We start from the raw sequence: 14471 nt of genomic DNA on the forward strand, positions 1-14471 counted from the left end.
ACACTTAAATACACAAGTTCATGGAACAAAATACCAACGAGCCCACCGAGTTCCAACAAATCCTGCAGCGGTTGGGCACCGGCAACACAGTCGTCCGCGACACCATTGCTCTTTTGGCGGAGCGAGGCCTCAAAGTCAGCCGCTCCGCCATGTACCAGGCCCTCGACGGCCGCAGCAACCGCCGCGAGCTGATTGAGGCCTTCCTCGAAACGGCCGAAGCCGAGTTTGAACGCCGCCGGCAGGTTCGGGAACGAGCCGCCCGCCTAATCAACAATGCCTGATGCAAACCGTCGTCCTCATCCCCGAACCTGAGTGGCGCCAGATTCTAGGCCGCCTCGAAAAGCTCGAATCGGCCGAGCAGCAACGCACTACTTCCGCCCCTGAGCCCGACACGGTGCTCTGCGTCCGCGAAGCCGCGGCCTTTCTCGGCATGAAGCCCGAGAACATCCGCAAGGCCCGCCGACAAGGCCGCCTCAAAGGCGTGCGCATCAACGAGAAAGAGTGGGGCTTTTACCGCTCTGAGCTGAAGCGCTACCAAAACCGCTACGTGCGCTACCTCAACACAGAGGGCTCTTCCCAAGCCGCCTAAAGCTGAGAGAGCTGCCACCACCTGCTTGTCTACTGGATATGGTTCAACCCTTAACGTCCAGTCCCATGCAGCTTGTAGTGCTTGTTTCCGAAGCCGAGTGGAACACGCTCCACGCCGAAGTGAGCCGCTTAAGCACGGCTATTTCCCAGCTTCTCACCCCACCCACGCCACCCGACGAGCTACTTAGCACCCGTCAAGCGGCCGCCTACATCGGCCTAAGCGAGGAAGCCTTGCGCCGGGCCCGGCGGGCAGGCCGCATCCAGGGCGTTCGGCTCAATGAAAAGGATTGGGGCTTCTACCGCTCCGTTCTCGACAAATACCCGCGCCGCTACTTCCGCGCCACCTTCCGGCGAGGCCCCCTACCACCATCTTCTTCCAACTCACCCGACTCCATTCCCCAATGACCACGCCCCTCCTACCCATCGTCGGCCCCGATGCGCCCGCCCCGCGCTCTATCATCCGCATCCAGAAGGCCCGCATTAAAAACCAGCAGCTAACCTGCGAATTCACCGAACAGCGCACCGACGACGCCCCGCCCCGCGCCTTCACCCTGGCCGCCCAGGAACAAGTTCACCCCGACCTTCTCCACGGGCTGGCCCAACTCGTCCCCCACCTCTGCCTGCTCACCGAGCAGTTGACCGAAACTCCCACGTACTGGCCCGACGACACCGGCACCCTCCCACCCCACTTCGAGGCCTTCACCCTCACCGGCTTCAGCGTCGGCAACGGTGGCCGCGGCGTCACCCTCATCGGCCAACGTCAACTCGCCGGCGGCAAGGTCCTCAACCTCACCAGCCCCTACGTCTCCTTCGACGACGAACAGCCCGCCTACGCTTACGCCGGCCTGCTGGAGTCAGCCCTCGACGCCGTCCTTGCCGAGGTCGAAGCCGCCCTACGCGGCAAGTGCACGGAGTACCGCCAGCTCGACCTATTCGAGCCGACCGCCGAGCCCAACGCCGCTCTCATTCCCCTGATTCCCGTGCCGGCCCATGCATGAATTACATCCAACACACCCGCGCAGCCCACCAGCAGCTGGCCATGCAGCCCGCAGCTACCCCGCACCACGTCAGCTTGTATTGGGCCCTCTTCTTCGAGTGGAACGCCGCCCGTTTCCCCGCCGAGCTGCCACTCGACCATGCCGCTCTGATGCGGGCCGCCCACATCGGCAACGAGAAAACCTACCGCGCCGCCCTGCGCGACCTCACCGCCTGGCAGCTGCTCACCTACCAGCCCAGCCACACCCGCTACCAACCCAGCACCTGCCGGCTGGCCGACCTCTCTTCCTTCCCAAGCATCGGGGGCAAATCTGCTCCTGGTGCGCCCTTTTCATCGGAGGCAGAAGTGCCCGCACTGCCAGGCACCGGGGCCACTTCTGTCCCCGCAACGCCTGCCGCATCGGAGGCACAAGTGCCCGAACCGGCGCGGGCAGAACTGCCCCCCATGCCACCGACATCGGGGTCAGAAGTGCCCCAACACTCCTTGCATAGGAAAACAGCAGGTAATGGTAAACGCTCTACTACAAAACCTACTCCCTTCGGTCGTAGTGATGCGCCGCACCCCGAAAAAAAAATAGGCCAGCCTGCGGCGCCCGAGGACGACGAGCTTTCAGGGATAGATATTCTGCCAGCGGACAATCAGTCCGCCGGCCCTCCCCGGCCACGCGGCCAGGGCGCCCACGCCGCCACCATCCGCCAGGCCGCGGCAGCACCTCGGCCCGGCCGGCCGCCGCGCACGGAAATCACCTTCGCCGAGTCCGAATACGCCGACGTGGAGAAGTTCATCCAGGCTTTCGCGGGCACCGATTACGCCCTAGCCGACCTGCGCCTCTACCACGAGAAAGTGCGACTCTGGCGCGACCGAAAAACCGGCGAGCCGCCCCGCCGCCGCGACTGGCTGGCCACTGCCCAGCGCTTCATGCTCAACGACGCCCATGACAACCGCCTCAAACTCGCTCCCCCAACCCCGCCCCACGGGGCACCTGCCGGCCCCGGCGGGCCACAGCCCGGCAGCACAATTGATGCGCTATACGACCAGTTCTACCCTCGGCGCCCTGGTTAGCCAACCCACTTCCGAGGCCACGGCCATCCTCGTTGCCCAGCTGAGCGCCGGCCTCACCATGGAGCAGGCTGCCGCCGCGCCCAAGCTGTTCAAGCTGATGCGCGACTACGGCGAGGACGAAATTCGCAAGCTGCTGGCCGTCATCCTCCGCGCCTTCGTCGACTCCGTGCGCGTGCCCGACAAGCCCACTCCCGCCGACGTTCTGGACCTGGCCGATACCCTACTCCAGACCTACTCTCACGACTCCCTGCGCGACATCGTGCTGGCCCTCAAACAAGCCCGCACCGGCGGCACCATCTTCTACCAAGCCCTCGACCCTGCCACCATCTACGGATTGCTCCGCGCCTACTTCGAGCGCAAAGCCGCATTCCTCGAACAGCGCCACCTCGACCAAAAGGCCCGCAGCACCAGCGCCGAGCAGAGCGCCATAGCCCACCTGCAGCAAGCAGCCCCGCACCTGCTGGCCGGCATCGGCCGCCAGCTCCCGCCCGACCACCCCAACCTCGAGCACCTGCGCCAACGCCTCACCGTCATCAACCTCAAGGAGAAGCGCGGCCTGCTCCCGCCCGACCAGGCCCAGCAGCTGCGAGACGAAACCCACGCTGCTGCCCAGCGCCGCCCCCGCCCCGATTGGCAACCGAGCCCCGAAGCCCAAAAGCTCATCGACGCCCGCCACCGCGCCGAAGACCGCCGTCTGGCTGTTAAGTATGGCTGCACGTGATGAGGTTACTGCTCCTTGTAGTAGCCGGCAAAATCTACCACGTAGATATAGCCACGTGCTACGGCGTTGGCATTCCATTTCGCAGTCCAATTGGTACCGTATTCTTGGTCGAAGCGGACCGACTCTTGGTAGGTATAGTAGTTGATGGCCGCCACCGCTAAGCCGTGAAGCTCCTCCGACGCGGGAATTGCGTTAAAGGCTTTCGAGCTCAACTTACCGACTTGGTTACCATTAAAAAGCAACTGCCATTCAGACCAGCTCTTAACATAATAGGACTTATGCACCTGAACTACCTGGACTGGTGCACCTAGCTTCACTTGCTCGTGAATAAACCGATGCGTTGCGTCCGATTGCCCGGTGAAGGCGAGAAACAGTTTGTTACCTCCCGGTTTAATAATTCGGCCAAGTCGCTGCTCCTTGTTCGCTAGTTGATACGGAGTTCCAGCTATTACCGCCGCTTCCCGGTCAAACAGAATGGCCGCCAGCCGGTAGCGGGCCCGCGTATAGGCCACATACAGAAGCCGGCGCTCCTCGCCAACCATCTCTTCCCATGCGGCTGAATTCTCTGGGTCTGCTGCCTTCATAGGAAAGTCGGTGAAAGAGGGCGGTAGTAGCACGGCGTCGAACTCCAAGCCTTTCACTTTGTGCATGGTAGTGAGTACCACCTCCCGTCGTGAGTGCTCCGGCACCAGCTCCGACATATGTTTCTCGTACAGCTTCATGAAATGGCCATCGTCTCGGCGGGCCATATCGTTGATGAACTCAAGCAAGTCGCCTTGCGTGGCTTCTTCTTCTAGCTCCACCCGATACTCCCGCACCAGGCAATGCGCCAAGTGAATCAGGTACTCATCCCATACACCTTGGTATTGCTGCAAAATCAGCTTCTTATGCTCAGCAAACTCTGCTAGGTAGTTGGGGCCCAGCGGTGCTTGCGGATTCTCACGGTAGGGCGCCAGCAGGTGGTAAAACTCACGCGAAGTAACCGGGGAATTGGATGCACCCTGAATGCGCAAGGCCACGTCGGGTGGTAGCCGGCGGGCTTGCAGCTCGTTAAAGGCCCGAAATACTTCGTCGTTGGAACGCACCATCACGGCTACCTGCCGATACCGCTTGCCCGGCTCGTATTCTGGCTCCTGCAGCAAAGCATCCAGTTTGTCTTTCCAATCAACTCTCGTGTCGCGAAAGCGGAGCAGTTCGCAGTAAGCCCACGGGCGGGCGGGTTGCCGCAGCGGCTGGAGTGCAGGAATGCCAAACTCGTTGGCGTTGTCGGCTAATAATTGCGCCGCTGCCGTGAGAATATCCGGGTAAGAACGGTAGTTATTGCTGAGGTAGAGTAGCTTGGGGCTGTATAGGCGTTCAAACTCCTGGTAGTACGGATACGGGTTCATGGGCTGCCCTTTATCCGCCCGCTGATAGCCGTAGATGCTTTGGTTCGGGTCGCCAATAACGCATAGCTTAACCGACTCCGGCGGCGCTACTTTCACCAGCATATCCAGGCGTTCGGTGGTGATGTCCTGAAACTCGTCCACGAACACGTATTCGATTGGTCCCAGCTCCTTGCTAATCAGTAATGGATTGCGTGCCAGGGTGGCGGTGAGCGTACTCACCCACTCCTCCAACTTCACCTCTTCCAGCTCTTTGCCCAAACAGCGCCGGCACAACCCATCGAAGGTGTACACGTGCAGCCGTTTAATCAGCTGGCCATAGCCCAGCGAGCGAAACAGCGTGCTCAGGCGGTCCTTCAGCTCCACCACCACGGCGCGGTTGTAGGCCAGCACCAGAATCCGGTCGGGCTGAATGGTGTTTTTCTGAATCAACCGGGCCACACGTAGCGTCAGGGTGTGCGTTTTGCCGCTGCCAGGTCCGGCAATTACCTGTAGATTCTCAGTGAGCGGGGCATCGTACACGCGGCGCTGCTCCTCACTCAACTTCGCTTCGGCCTCGCGCAGGGCTTCTTGGCGGAATGCTTTCAGCGTATCGTGGGCATCCCCTAGGTGGTCCACCAAGAGCCCTACCAGGTCGGCGCTACCCTCGCAGGCAAAATACTTCTTGATGAAAGTGTCTTGCTGCGCTTGAGGCATAGCGGCTAGGCACTCCAGGGCCAGCAGCCGCAATTTCCGCAGTTCCGCTCCCTCCAGAAACTGCTGGTGAATCCGGTAGTCGGGCGAGTTTTCATCTTCGTGGGCCAGCTCCTCCGTGCTGCTCAGGTACAACTCGATGCCCATAGGCAAAAAACTGCCGCTACCTTTCAGGTATCCCAGCGCGCGGGCCAGGAACAAGAGCCGGTCAAGGTAGTCTGGTCCTTCCGCTTCCAGCTCCAGCGCCACCACTAAGTCGGCGTAGTTAAAGACCGGGGTCTGGTTGCTGTGGCTGGCCACGTACCGCAGCAGCGCCAGCAGCCGTTGTTTTAGCCGGACCAGGGGCTGGCGCCACTGCGTATCTTGGCGGTTGCCATTGTAAATGAGCTGTACCACCCCTGGTTCCGCGCCTTGGTCGCGCACATTCTGTACCGACTGCAGACGGGTATTGGGTAATAGCCGCACCAGCTTCAGCGCAAATTTGGCCCGCTTGTCGTGCCAGTCTTCCCGTAGCTCGCGCACCGCCGTGGTTGGCTCCACCGGCTTATTTTTTTTGAGCGGTTGCCAATACACGTGCTCCGGCATTAGGTGTTCGTCGGCCACCTCCCGGATCATGCGGTCCAGCTCGTCGCCGCTGAGCTGGCGCTGCGTTTGGGGAGCAATGGGGGCTATCAGCCGTTCGGCCAGCAAAAAAACTGCCTCAACCAGGGGCAGCGGCACGGAATAGTGATTCGAGGCTGGAGGCGGCCAGACGCCAGCCTTCATTTCCCGACGTTGGGCTGTAGCGGATGCCTCGTTGTTTCTGGCCAGCCAAGCATTGAGTTCCTGCTGGCGCAGTTCGGTCGACTCCAGCCGCAGCTGCCGGTCGATAGACAGCGCCTTTATCTTTTGGGCCAGAAATAGAAAGCGAAAAAGCTCACGGTGGCTTTTCTTACCAGCCATTGCTTTGAGTTCTTCCATCGGCATACTCACCGCGCCGGCTTCCTGATAGCGCGACTTCCGCAGCTCGCCGAGGAACGCCTGCATCGCGCTGCGCTCCTGCTCGTCCTTGATGAGCAGATAGTTGGGCATTTCCAGCAGTATCAGCGGCAGAAAAGCGGGCGTAAACAGCCCCAGCCGAATGCGCCCCAGCTGCTCCAACCAATGCAAGGCTAGCCGGAAGCGCACGTCGCCGTCGTCTTTTTCCCCTTCGTCGGTCTGCCACAGGTCTAGCGGAAGGGCCAGCGGCTGCTCGCGCAAAGAATCTAATGGGCAATACTTAACAGCATAGCGGTGAATCTGCTGCTGGGTTTTCAGCACGTACTCCCAGCTCAAGGCCGACTTATGCTGCAAGTCTCGTAACAACTGAAAATCTCGCCCGGTCAGCACGCACAACGTACGGATGGGATTGTCGGCGGAAAATTTAGCGGCCTGCAGCGCAGCAGTGTTGCGACCGGCCCGGCCCACCTCCTGCAAAAAATCCTCGAAGGCTGACGAAGGCCCCAGGTGGTACACGTAGTGGATATTCTTGATATCCATACCCATGCCGAAGGCCTTGGTGGCCACCAGCACCACGGTGCGGCCTTGCTGGTAGGCATGGTATTTACGTTCCCGGTCAAAGCCATCCAGCCCCGCGTGAAAGTAGTCCACCTGTTCAGCCCAGGCCAGCCCCAGCTCGGCGGCTAGCTCCCCGAGCTGGGCGGCTGCTTCCTCGGCCTGGCGGCGGGTTCGCACAAACACCAGCACCCGGCTCTTACCAGCATCGAAAGCTTGGCTGCGCAAATCACGCAGCACGGCTTCCAGTCGCTGGCTGTCATCTTTTACCCGCTCAAAACGCATGCGGATATGCTCCCGCACCGGATTATAAGCCAATTCACCAATGCGCTTCATTACTCAAACAGCTGCGTAAATTCCTGGTAAATTTTTTCGGACACAGTGGCCGAGAACAGCAGCACCGGAAACCGGCGCGGACAGGCTTCCCGGTAGCGCTGCACGGCTTGCGCCGAGTACAGGTAATCGGGCCGGAACTCGTGCCCCCACTGCGACACGCAGTGGGCCTCGTCGTACACGGCGTACTCCAGCCCCTGGTCGCTGTGAAAGCGTTGCAGGAAAGCTTTGGTAAAAGCGCCGCTCCGGAACCGCTCAGGGGTGATAAACAGCAGGGATATTTCGCCGCCCGACAAGCGCCGGTAAATCTGCGGCAGCTCGTCGCGGTTGTCCTGGTTGATGTACTCCACGCTGCTGTAAAAGCCCAGCTTCCACAAGGCATTTACCTGGTCTTCCATTAGTGCCTTCAAGGGGGTCACCACAATGGTCAATCGGTTGTAGAGTGCACTGCGGTACAGGGCCGGCGCCTGAAACAGCAAGGATTTGCCCCCGCCCGTTGGCAACGACACCAACAGGTCAGTTTGCGCCGGTAAAATTTCATCCAGGTAGGGCTTCTGGTGGTCGTACCACGGATTGCCAGCTAAGAACACTCTACTCAAGAGGTCTTTGGCCTCTTCCACATCCAGCGCCATATCCTGCTCGGGCCTGGCACTAAGCAATACTTCATCCAAGCGTTGGGCGGCCGTCAGATACTCGGCCTCCGTGGTCCAGGGTAGGTCTGCGAGCTGCGCATGCATGTGCCAGGCTTGCTCCAAGGCCGGAAAATCGCCCAACCGCGGGTCTAGTAGCCATAGCCGGTGGTCGGCGTGGCTGTCCAGCATTTGCGCGCGGAGCTGCTGCACCCGCGGCCATTGCAGCCGCAGCAGAAAGAACATGTCCCGCTCCAGGACGCTTTCCACCCCTGAGGCATCCAACGGGCCCGTGGGCAATTCGGCGGGTTCCGCTTCATTGGCGAAGGAGCGAGCTTGGCGCTGCGTGCGGTCGAACAACGCCGAGCCCTGGGCCAGGTAGTAGTTTTCAAGTAGGTTAAAACCTTCCAGCACCAGTTGCAATGGCCCTAGGTAGTTGGCCGCCAGCACCGCCGCCGCCTGGCTGGCAGACACCAGCAGCAGACGGCGGCCCGAGCGGTGCTGGTGCAGCAACTCCAGGCGGCGGCCCAGCGCGGCCTCGCGGCCAGGTACATACAAGCCCTGCCCTCGGAAGTAAGCCTCCAGGGGCTCCAACTCTTCAGGCCGCTGCACCAGCAATACCAACGGCGCGCCTCCGCGGCGCAGAATTTCCAGCACCAGCGCCGCCTGCAACAGCCAGTAACGCGAGCGGTAAATGGTTTCCGGATTGAAGGGCGTCAGCCCCAGGCGCTGCTGCAGCCGGCGCTGCTCCAGCCCTAGGCAGCTTACCTGGCTGCGCGGGAAAGTCCGTTCGGCGCTGCTGATGGTGTGTATTTGCTCTGGATGCAAACCCGCCAGCAGCTGGGCCTCCCAATTAAAACTACCCCACACGCGGTATTGCCCGTACTGATGCTTCTCCAGCCACAGATTCGTGTAGTCGGCCGGTACCCTGGCTCCCAAGGCGGCAGCTTGTTCCTGGGTCAGGGCCACAAAGCTCTGCCCGCCCGAAAACTTTATCCAGGCCGGTCGTGCTTCCGGGTGAGCTAGCAGCGCCGCCGTATCCAACTCCAGGAGCAGCTGCTGCCGCCCCAGCGTAATCAGGTCTGGCTCCACTACCACCACATCCATCATTGCCCGTTCGGCGGCCTCGCCTGCCTGGGCCCGCCACTGCTCCGCCGAGAGGCATATACGCAGCCCTGGCTGCCATTCGAGCGCTGCGGGCGGCAGCCGGTAGGTGCCAAAATCCACCACCGACGCCAGCCGTTGCCGCAGGGCCGGGGCCATGCTGGCGGGGGTGGGTGCCAGGCCCGCACGGCGGCAGTATGCCCACCAGCACCAAGCCAAGGCCCGCTCTACCGGGTGCTCAGCCAGCCCAGTGCTTATCACGTCCGCCCGAAGTGCGCGGTAGTCCGGGGCGGTGCTGGCGTCTTCCCAGAACCGGATGCCGGCCTCGCTACCTACCTCTGGCCATAGCTCCACCGGAGCCAGCACCAGCGTGATGGGCCGCCGACAAGCCGCCAGCTGCTGGCGAAGCAGTTCCTGCCGGGCCGAAGCAGTTGGTTGCGGCCGCAAGCCCTCGTCGGCTTCGGCCCGCAGGTGCTCTGCTGCGTGCCAGCGCAACGGTGGCTGCTCGCGCAACTGCTGCAGCCGGGCCACGGTGGCCGGCCCAAACAGCGGCTGCACCACTTCCCACTCGGGTTCTGGCAGTAGCTGTAGGCGGTACACCTGGTTTACCAGCAGGCGCAAGGCCAGCTCCGCATCAGCCTGGGCCCGGTGTGCCGTGCGCAAGGCGAAGGTGCGCCGGGCCGGCTGCAAGGCCATTTCCACTAGCAGTGTATCCCATAGCTGTGCCGGGGGCAGCGTCACCTCGCGGGCGGCCAGCACCGGCGCGTCGAAGCCGGCCACGTTGTGGCCCACCAGCAGGCATGCCGGGTCGCTGCTGACGTAGGCCGCCAGCTGGGCCACGGCGGCATCCACGGCTTCGTCGCCGGCCCCCGTGCACCAGCCGCCGGGCCGGCCCCAGGCTATTTCGTGGATGACTTCCCGGTCGCTTTCCAGGTCCAGGCCCAGCGCCTGGAGCGTGTGCAGTACGTGCGCATCGGCCAGCTGCTGCACCCGCGCCTGCAGCTCCGGGGCGGCATCCGGCTCCAGGTAGTGGCCCACGGCCAGCAGCTCTTCATCGGTAAGCAGGCTGGCTATGCGGCCCTGGGCGGCAGCGGGCAAGTGCCCAAACTGCGCCAGGGCTTCGGCCCGAGGCAGCGCTTCCCACTCTCCGGCCAGCCATAGCTCCAGCTGGGCAGCGGGTGGCAATGCTTCCTGCAGCCAGTGTTCCAACTGAGCACCTACTTCCCCAATGCCCAGGCGGGCTACTTCCCTGGTCTCGCAAAATGCGGCCGCTGTGCTGGGCTGCCCGGCCAGCCGTAGCCAGCGCAGCAAGAGGTTGTTATAAATTTCAGCATGAAATTTCTGCAAGGCGCCACGCAGCTGCCTAAGCTCCGTGTACAGCTGCTCATCCGCTTGCTGCGGCAAGCCCGCCAGGCATAGCCCCAGCAGCCCATCCGCTTGCCCACCCGTCCACCACCCGCTGGCCGCGCCCGTGGCGGCTACCTGAGTTGCCACCGCCGTGGCGGCCTCCAGGTGTCCGGCCAACGGTGAGCTGTAATGCAGCCACACCTGCCAGGCATACGCCGGTACGCAGCGGCCAAGCACCGTCTGTACGGCCTCGGGTAGCACAGCCGGTGCGTGCAGCCTTACGTCCTGCAGGGCCTGAATAGCGGGTTCCCAGGTTTCGGCATCCCGCACGGGCCGCACCCGGCTCAGCAGCTCCATTGCCGTAGCAGGCCGTGCTTCCAACGGCAACACCGCCAGCAGCACGCGCAGCGTGGCCACGTCCAGGTGCTCCTGCATCCGCCGGGCCAGGTCAAGCTCCTGGCTCAGGGGCCGAGCCCAGCGCACTTCCTGCGTGCCGGGCTTCTTGCGACTGGGGCCCTCGGCGTAGAGCACCCACTCCTCCAACACGGGGGGTTGGCTGCCGCGGGCCGAAACGTGCCAAAATAGCTCTGCATTCGTACTGGCCTGCCGCAAAAAGCCAAATCCTTTCTCGGCCACTACTTTAATCACCTGCCCCAGGCACAGCTCGTCAGCGGCCGGCTGCTTCGGCGCCGGCCGCCGCGGCCGCTCATCCCGCTGCGGCCGCACGGCCTTGGCCGCTGGCCGCGCCCCGTCCGCTGCGGCGACCATCGGTGCAAGTGCTTCCGCTTCGGCCCGGATGGTCCGCGGCAACTCGCCCAACAGCTCCAGCTTCACGCTGCCGCGGGCAGGTACCGGCGCCGAGGGCATGGGGACCGTGCTTTCGCCGGTCCCGCCCAACTCAAGTGCTCCGCCTGTACCCTCCGGCGCACCCAGTTCCGCATCCAATAGCTCCAACCAAGCCGTCGGCGCCGATTTCAGGTGCTTCAGCTGCGCCGTAATCCGGTGCTTGCGCAACACATCTTCCAGCTGACGGGGCGTAATCTTATAGTGCTGGTAGAGCTGAGCAAGCTGCATAAAGAAACAGGCGGAGCCAAAAAATACGTCGACGCTTATCGAAACCTTCAAATAAAGCGCAACGGGGCGTACCGTACAACTCGCCACCCTGTTTTCGGCATTACCCGACGGGGTATTCGCGCCCACCGCCCTTTCCCTCACCCACTTATCCCGCAGCAACCGTCACGCCAACCATCGGCAACCGGGCAACACGCATTGCCGAATATTTGCAAATGCTAAAATCATTCGCAACCTTCGGCCACCACAACTCCTTCCAGCCCGTCTGGCCCCCTCTCTTTTGGGAAATGCGCATTAAGCATTTTGGTGCGAATCAAGCATTTCTTCGGGGGCCGGGGGGTGAGGTCCTTTACTGCCCCGTGACGCCCCTGCTCCGCTTCGATTTGCACGCTGCCCTCCAGGCCCGGCCCGAATGGTCGCGGCAGCAGCTGCTGGGCCTGCTCCAGCAGGAATACCCGGAGCTGACCGACGCCACCCTCACCTGGCGCATCCACGACCTGAAAAGCCGCGGCGTGTTATGCTCCGTCGGGCGCGGCCTGTACGCCAGCCACCCGGCCCGGCCCGAGTTCATGCCCGCCCTGGACTCGGGCTCGGTACGGCTATACCGCACGGCCCAACGAGCCGTGCCGGGGCAAGTGGTATGTCTCGCCGATACCGCCTGGCTTAATCAGCTGCGGCCCGAGGCGCCCGCGCTGCCGAGCTTTCGGCTGCTGGAAGTAGCCAAACCGCACTTGCCCGCCGTGTACGAGGCTTTGCAGGAGCTGAGCCGCTTTACCTTCCTGGCCCCGCCCGCCGCCGACGTGCTGCGCTACGTGCACCTGCACGAGCGGGCCGTGGTGCTGCGCCCACTGGTGACGGAAGCACCGCTGCTGACGACGTCCGAGGGCTGCACCATCGGTTCGCTGGAAAAGCAACTGGTAGATGCTTTGGCTCACGCCGACCTCTACGCGCATTACCAGGACCACTTGCCCGACCTCTACCGCTACGCCCGCCAGCACTTCAGCCTGCACGAAAGCCGACTGCGGCGCTACGCCCGGCGCCGAGCGCAGCTGCCGCAAGTAGAAGCCCTCTTATCTGTTTAGTTTCTCCTTTTTTCTCGCGCTGCATTCCCGCCAGGACCCGGCATTTCCGCAGCCCTTTTCTCGCCCTTTTCGCCCATGAACCCCGACGACCTGCTCGAAATCGAAACCGCTACGCTGGATGATGCCCAGGACGAAAACGCCGTCCTGTGCCTGCTGACGGACCTGCCCATCAAGCCTAGCCCCAAGGAAGACAACCTGCAGAGCCTGATTCGCATGCTCATGGAGGAGTACGGCTTTGACCGGGGCGACATGGCGCGCGACTACACCATCACGAGCGAAACCGACGAGGGCAAAAAGTGGAAGCGCCGGCTGGAGCTGGTGGTGTTTCGCCCCGACCGGGCCGACTACGACCACCCCACGCAGGCCGACATCATTCGCTTGTGTGTGGTGCAAGACCCCAAGGTCAAATCCAACGACCAGAAAAAAGGCCCGGCTGCTTTGCAGGAGGCCCTGGGCGCGGTGGGCGAATGCGAGTTTGGCCTGTGGTTCAACGGGGCGGAGTTTACCTTTCTGCGCAAGAAAACCAATGCCATCGGCCAAGCGGTGTTCGAGGAGCTGTCGGACTTTCCGGGGGCGGGTGAAACCCTGGACGACCTGGACCGCTCCGACAAGCTGACGGCCCGCGTGCCGGCCAACGACTCGCTGGTGCGCACCTTTAAGTATTGCCACGATTACATCTACGGCAACGAGGGCCGCACCAAAGACGCGTTCTGGCAGCTGCTCAACCTCATCTTCTGCAAAATCTACGACGAGAAGCGCCGCGACATCTGCGCCCGCACCAACACCAGCTACCGCCGCCGGTTCTGGGTGGGCGTGACGGAGAAAAACACTACGGAGGGCCAAATGCGCGCTTACGAGCGCATCAACGAGCTGTTTCAGGAAATGAAAGGCTCTGCCGAGTTCGACGAGGTGTTTGAGGGCAACGAGGAAATCAAGCTCACCCCGCGCGGTCTGGCCTTCGTGGCGGCCGAGCTGGCCCGCTACTCCTTCCTCGATGCCACCGTGGACGTGAAGGGTCTGGCCTACGAAACCATCGTGGGCAATACGCTCAAACGCGAGCGGGGCCAGTTCTTCACTCCGCGCAACATCATGCGCGCCATGGTGCAAATGATGGACCCCGACCCCCACGAGCGGGTGCTCGACCCCAGCTGCGGCAGCGGCGGCTTCCTGGTGATGACCCTCGACCACGTGCGCCACAAGCTGGCCCAGCGGCTATTTCCCGAACTGGAGGGCGAGTGGCTGCGCGACAAGTACAACTCGCCCGAGGTAAACGCCCAGGTGCAGGAGTACGCCGAGACTTACCAGTTCGGCATCGACTTTGACCCCGACCTGAAGCGGGCCGCTCGCATGAACATGGTGATGGCCGGCGACGGCCACGCTAACATCTTCCACTTCAATTCCCTGGAGTATCCCGGCGGCCACTTCCCCGACCGCGCTGCCTTCGACGCGGCCGTGCAGCGCAGCATCGAAAAGGCCCAAGACCAGGACGACCTCGACACCGAGCACGGCAACCAGGGCTACAGCAACAGCCTCGGCTGCTTCGACCTGATTTTCTCCAATCCGCCGTTCGGGGCCAAAATCCCCATCAACGACCGGCAGATTCTGGAGCAATTTGACCTAGGCCACACCTGGCGCCGCCTGCCCGATGGGGCCGGCTGGGACAAGCAGCAGCTGCAAAGCTCGCAGCCGCCCGAAATCCTGTTCATCGACCGCTGCTACCAGTTCCTGAAGCCGGGGGCCGCCTGGCCATCGTGCTGCCCGATGGCATCCTGGGCAACCCCAACACCGAGTACGTGCGCCACTGGATTCTGCAACGCTTCCGGCTGCTGGCGTCCGTCGATTTGCCGGTGGAGGCGTTTTTGCCCCAGGTAGGCGTGCAGGCCTCGCTGCTGTTCCTGCAAAAGCTCTCGGAGGTAGAGCGCAGCA

At 62.7% G+C, this 14471-nt stretch carries 10 protein-coding genes; 8 read left to right on the forward strand and 2 right to left on the reverse strand.

From position 1 onward, the window contains the following. The first annotated feature begins 20 nt into the window (after positions 1-20). From EJV47_RS25300 to EJV47_RS25325, 6 genes are all read left to right on the forward strand, one after another. Positions 21-281 (forward strand): hypothetical protein, encoded by a 261-nt coding sequence (locus EJV47_RS25300; RefSeq protein ID WP_126696004.1) that lies wholly within the window; start codon positions 21-23, stop codon positions 279-281. Next, positions 281-589 carry a helix-turn-helix domain-containing protein gene (locus EJV47_RS25305; RefSeq protein WP_126696005.1) on the forward strand — a complete coding sequence of 103 codons (309 nt, stop codon included), beginning with the start codon at positions 281-283 and terminating at the stop codon, positions 587-589. Before EJV47_RS25300 ends, EJV47_RS25305 begins: the two co-directional genes overlap by 1 nt. A 65-nt stretch (positions 590-654) precedes the next feature. Next, positions 655-993 (forward strand): DNA-binding protein, encoded by a 339-nt coding sequence (locus EJV47_RS25310; protein ID WP_126696006.1) that lies wholly within the window; start codon positions 655-657, stop codon positions 991-993. After that, positions 990-1586: a hypothetical protein gene (locus EJV47_RS25315; protein WP_126696007.1), complete on the forward strand. Its 597-nt coding sequence runs from the start codon at positions 990-992 to the stop codon at positions 1584-1586. Before EJV47_RS25310 ends, EJV47_RS25315 begins: the two co-directional genes overlap by 4 nt. Continuing rightward, on the forward strand, positions 1583-2647 hold the full coding sequence (locus EJV47_RS25320; protein ID WP_126696008.1) for a hypothetical protein: 1065 nt from the start codon (positions 1583-1585) through the stop codon (positions 2645-2647). Before EJV47_RS25315 ends, EJV47_RS25320 begins: the two co-directional genes overlap by 4 nt. Further along, a complete protein-coding gene (locus tag EJV47_RS25325; protein WP_126696009.1) occupies positions 2607-3368 on the forward strand; it encodes a hypothetical protein in 762 nt (253 codons plus the stop codon). The genes EJV47_RS25320 and EJV47_RS25325 overlap by 41 nt, the downstream gene beginning before the upstream one ends. A gap of 5 nt (positions 3369-3373) precedes the next feature. On the opposite strand, the gene EJV47_RS25330 is transcribed toward EJV47_RS25325, so the two are convergent. Both EJV47_RS25330 and EJV47_RS25335 read right to left on the reverse strand, forming a co-directional pair. After that, complete coding sequence (locus EJV47_RS25330) at positions 3374-7315, reverse strand: UvrD-helicase domain-containing protein (RefSeq protein WP_126696010.1); 3942 nt, start codon at positions 7313-7315, stop codon at positions 3374-3376. Continuing rightward, positions 7315-11466, reverse strand: a complete 4152-nt coding sequence (locus tag EJV47_RS25335) for a DEAD/DEAH box helicase (protein ID WP_126696011.1) — start codon at positions 11464-11466, stop codon at positions 7315-7317. Before EJV47_RS25335 ends, EJV47_RS25330 begins: the two co-directional genes overlap by 1 nt. A gap of 356 nt (positions 11467-11822) precedes the next feature. On the opposite strand from EJV47_RS25335, the gene EJV47_RS25340 reads away from it, so the two are divergent. Together EJV47_RS25340 and EJV47_RS25345 are read left to right on the forward strand one after the other, a co-directional pair. Continuing rightward, complete coding sequence (locus EJV47_RS25340; protein ID WP_126696012.1) at positions 11823-12545, forward strand: DUF6577 family protein; 723 nt, start codon at positions 11823-11825, stop codon at positions 12543-12545. 75 nt (positions 12546-12620) lie between these two features. Next, complete coding sequence (locus tag EJV47_RS25345; protein ID WP_207895999.1) at positions 12621-14417, forward strand: HsdM family class I SAM-dependent methyltransferase; 1797 nt, start codon at positions 12621-12623, stop codon at positions 14415-14417. Positions 14418-14471: the final 54 nt, after the last annotated feature.

Origin of the sequence: Hymenobacter gummosus, from assembly GCF_003970915.1 — a bacterium.
GTDB lineage: Bacteria > Bacteroidota > Bacteroidia > Cytophagales > Hymenobacteraceae > Solirubrum > Solirubrum gummosum.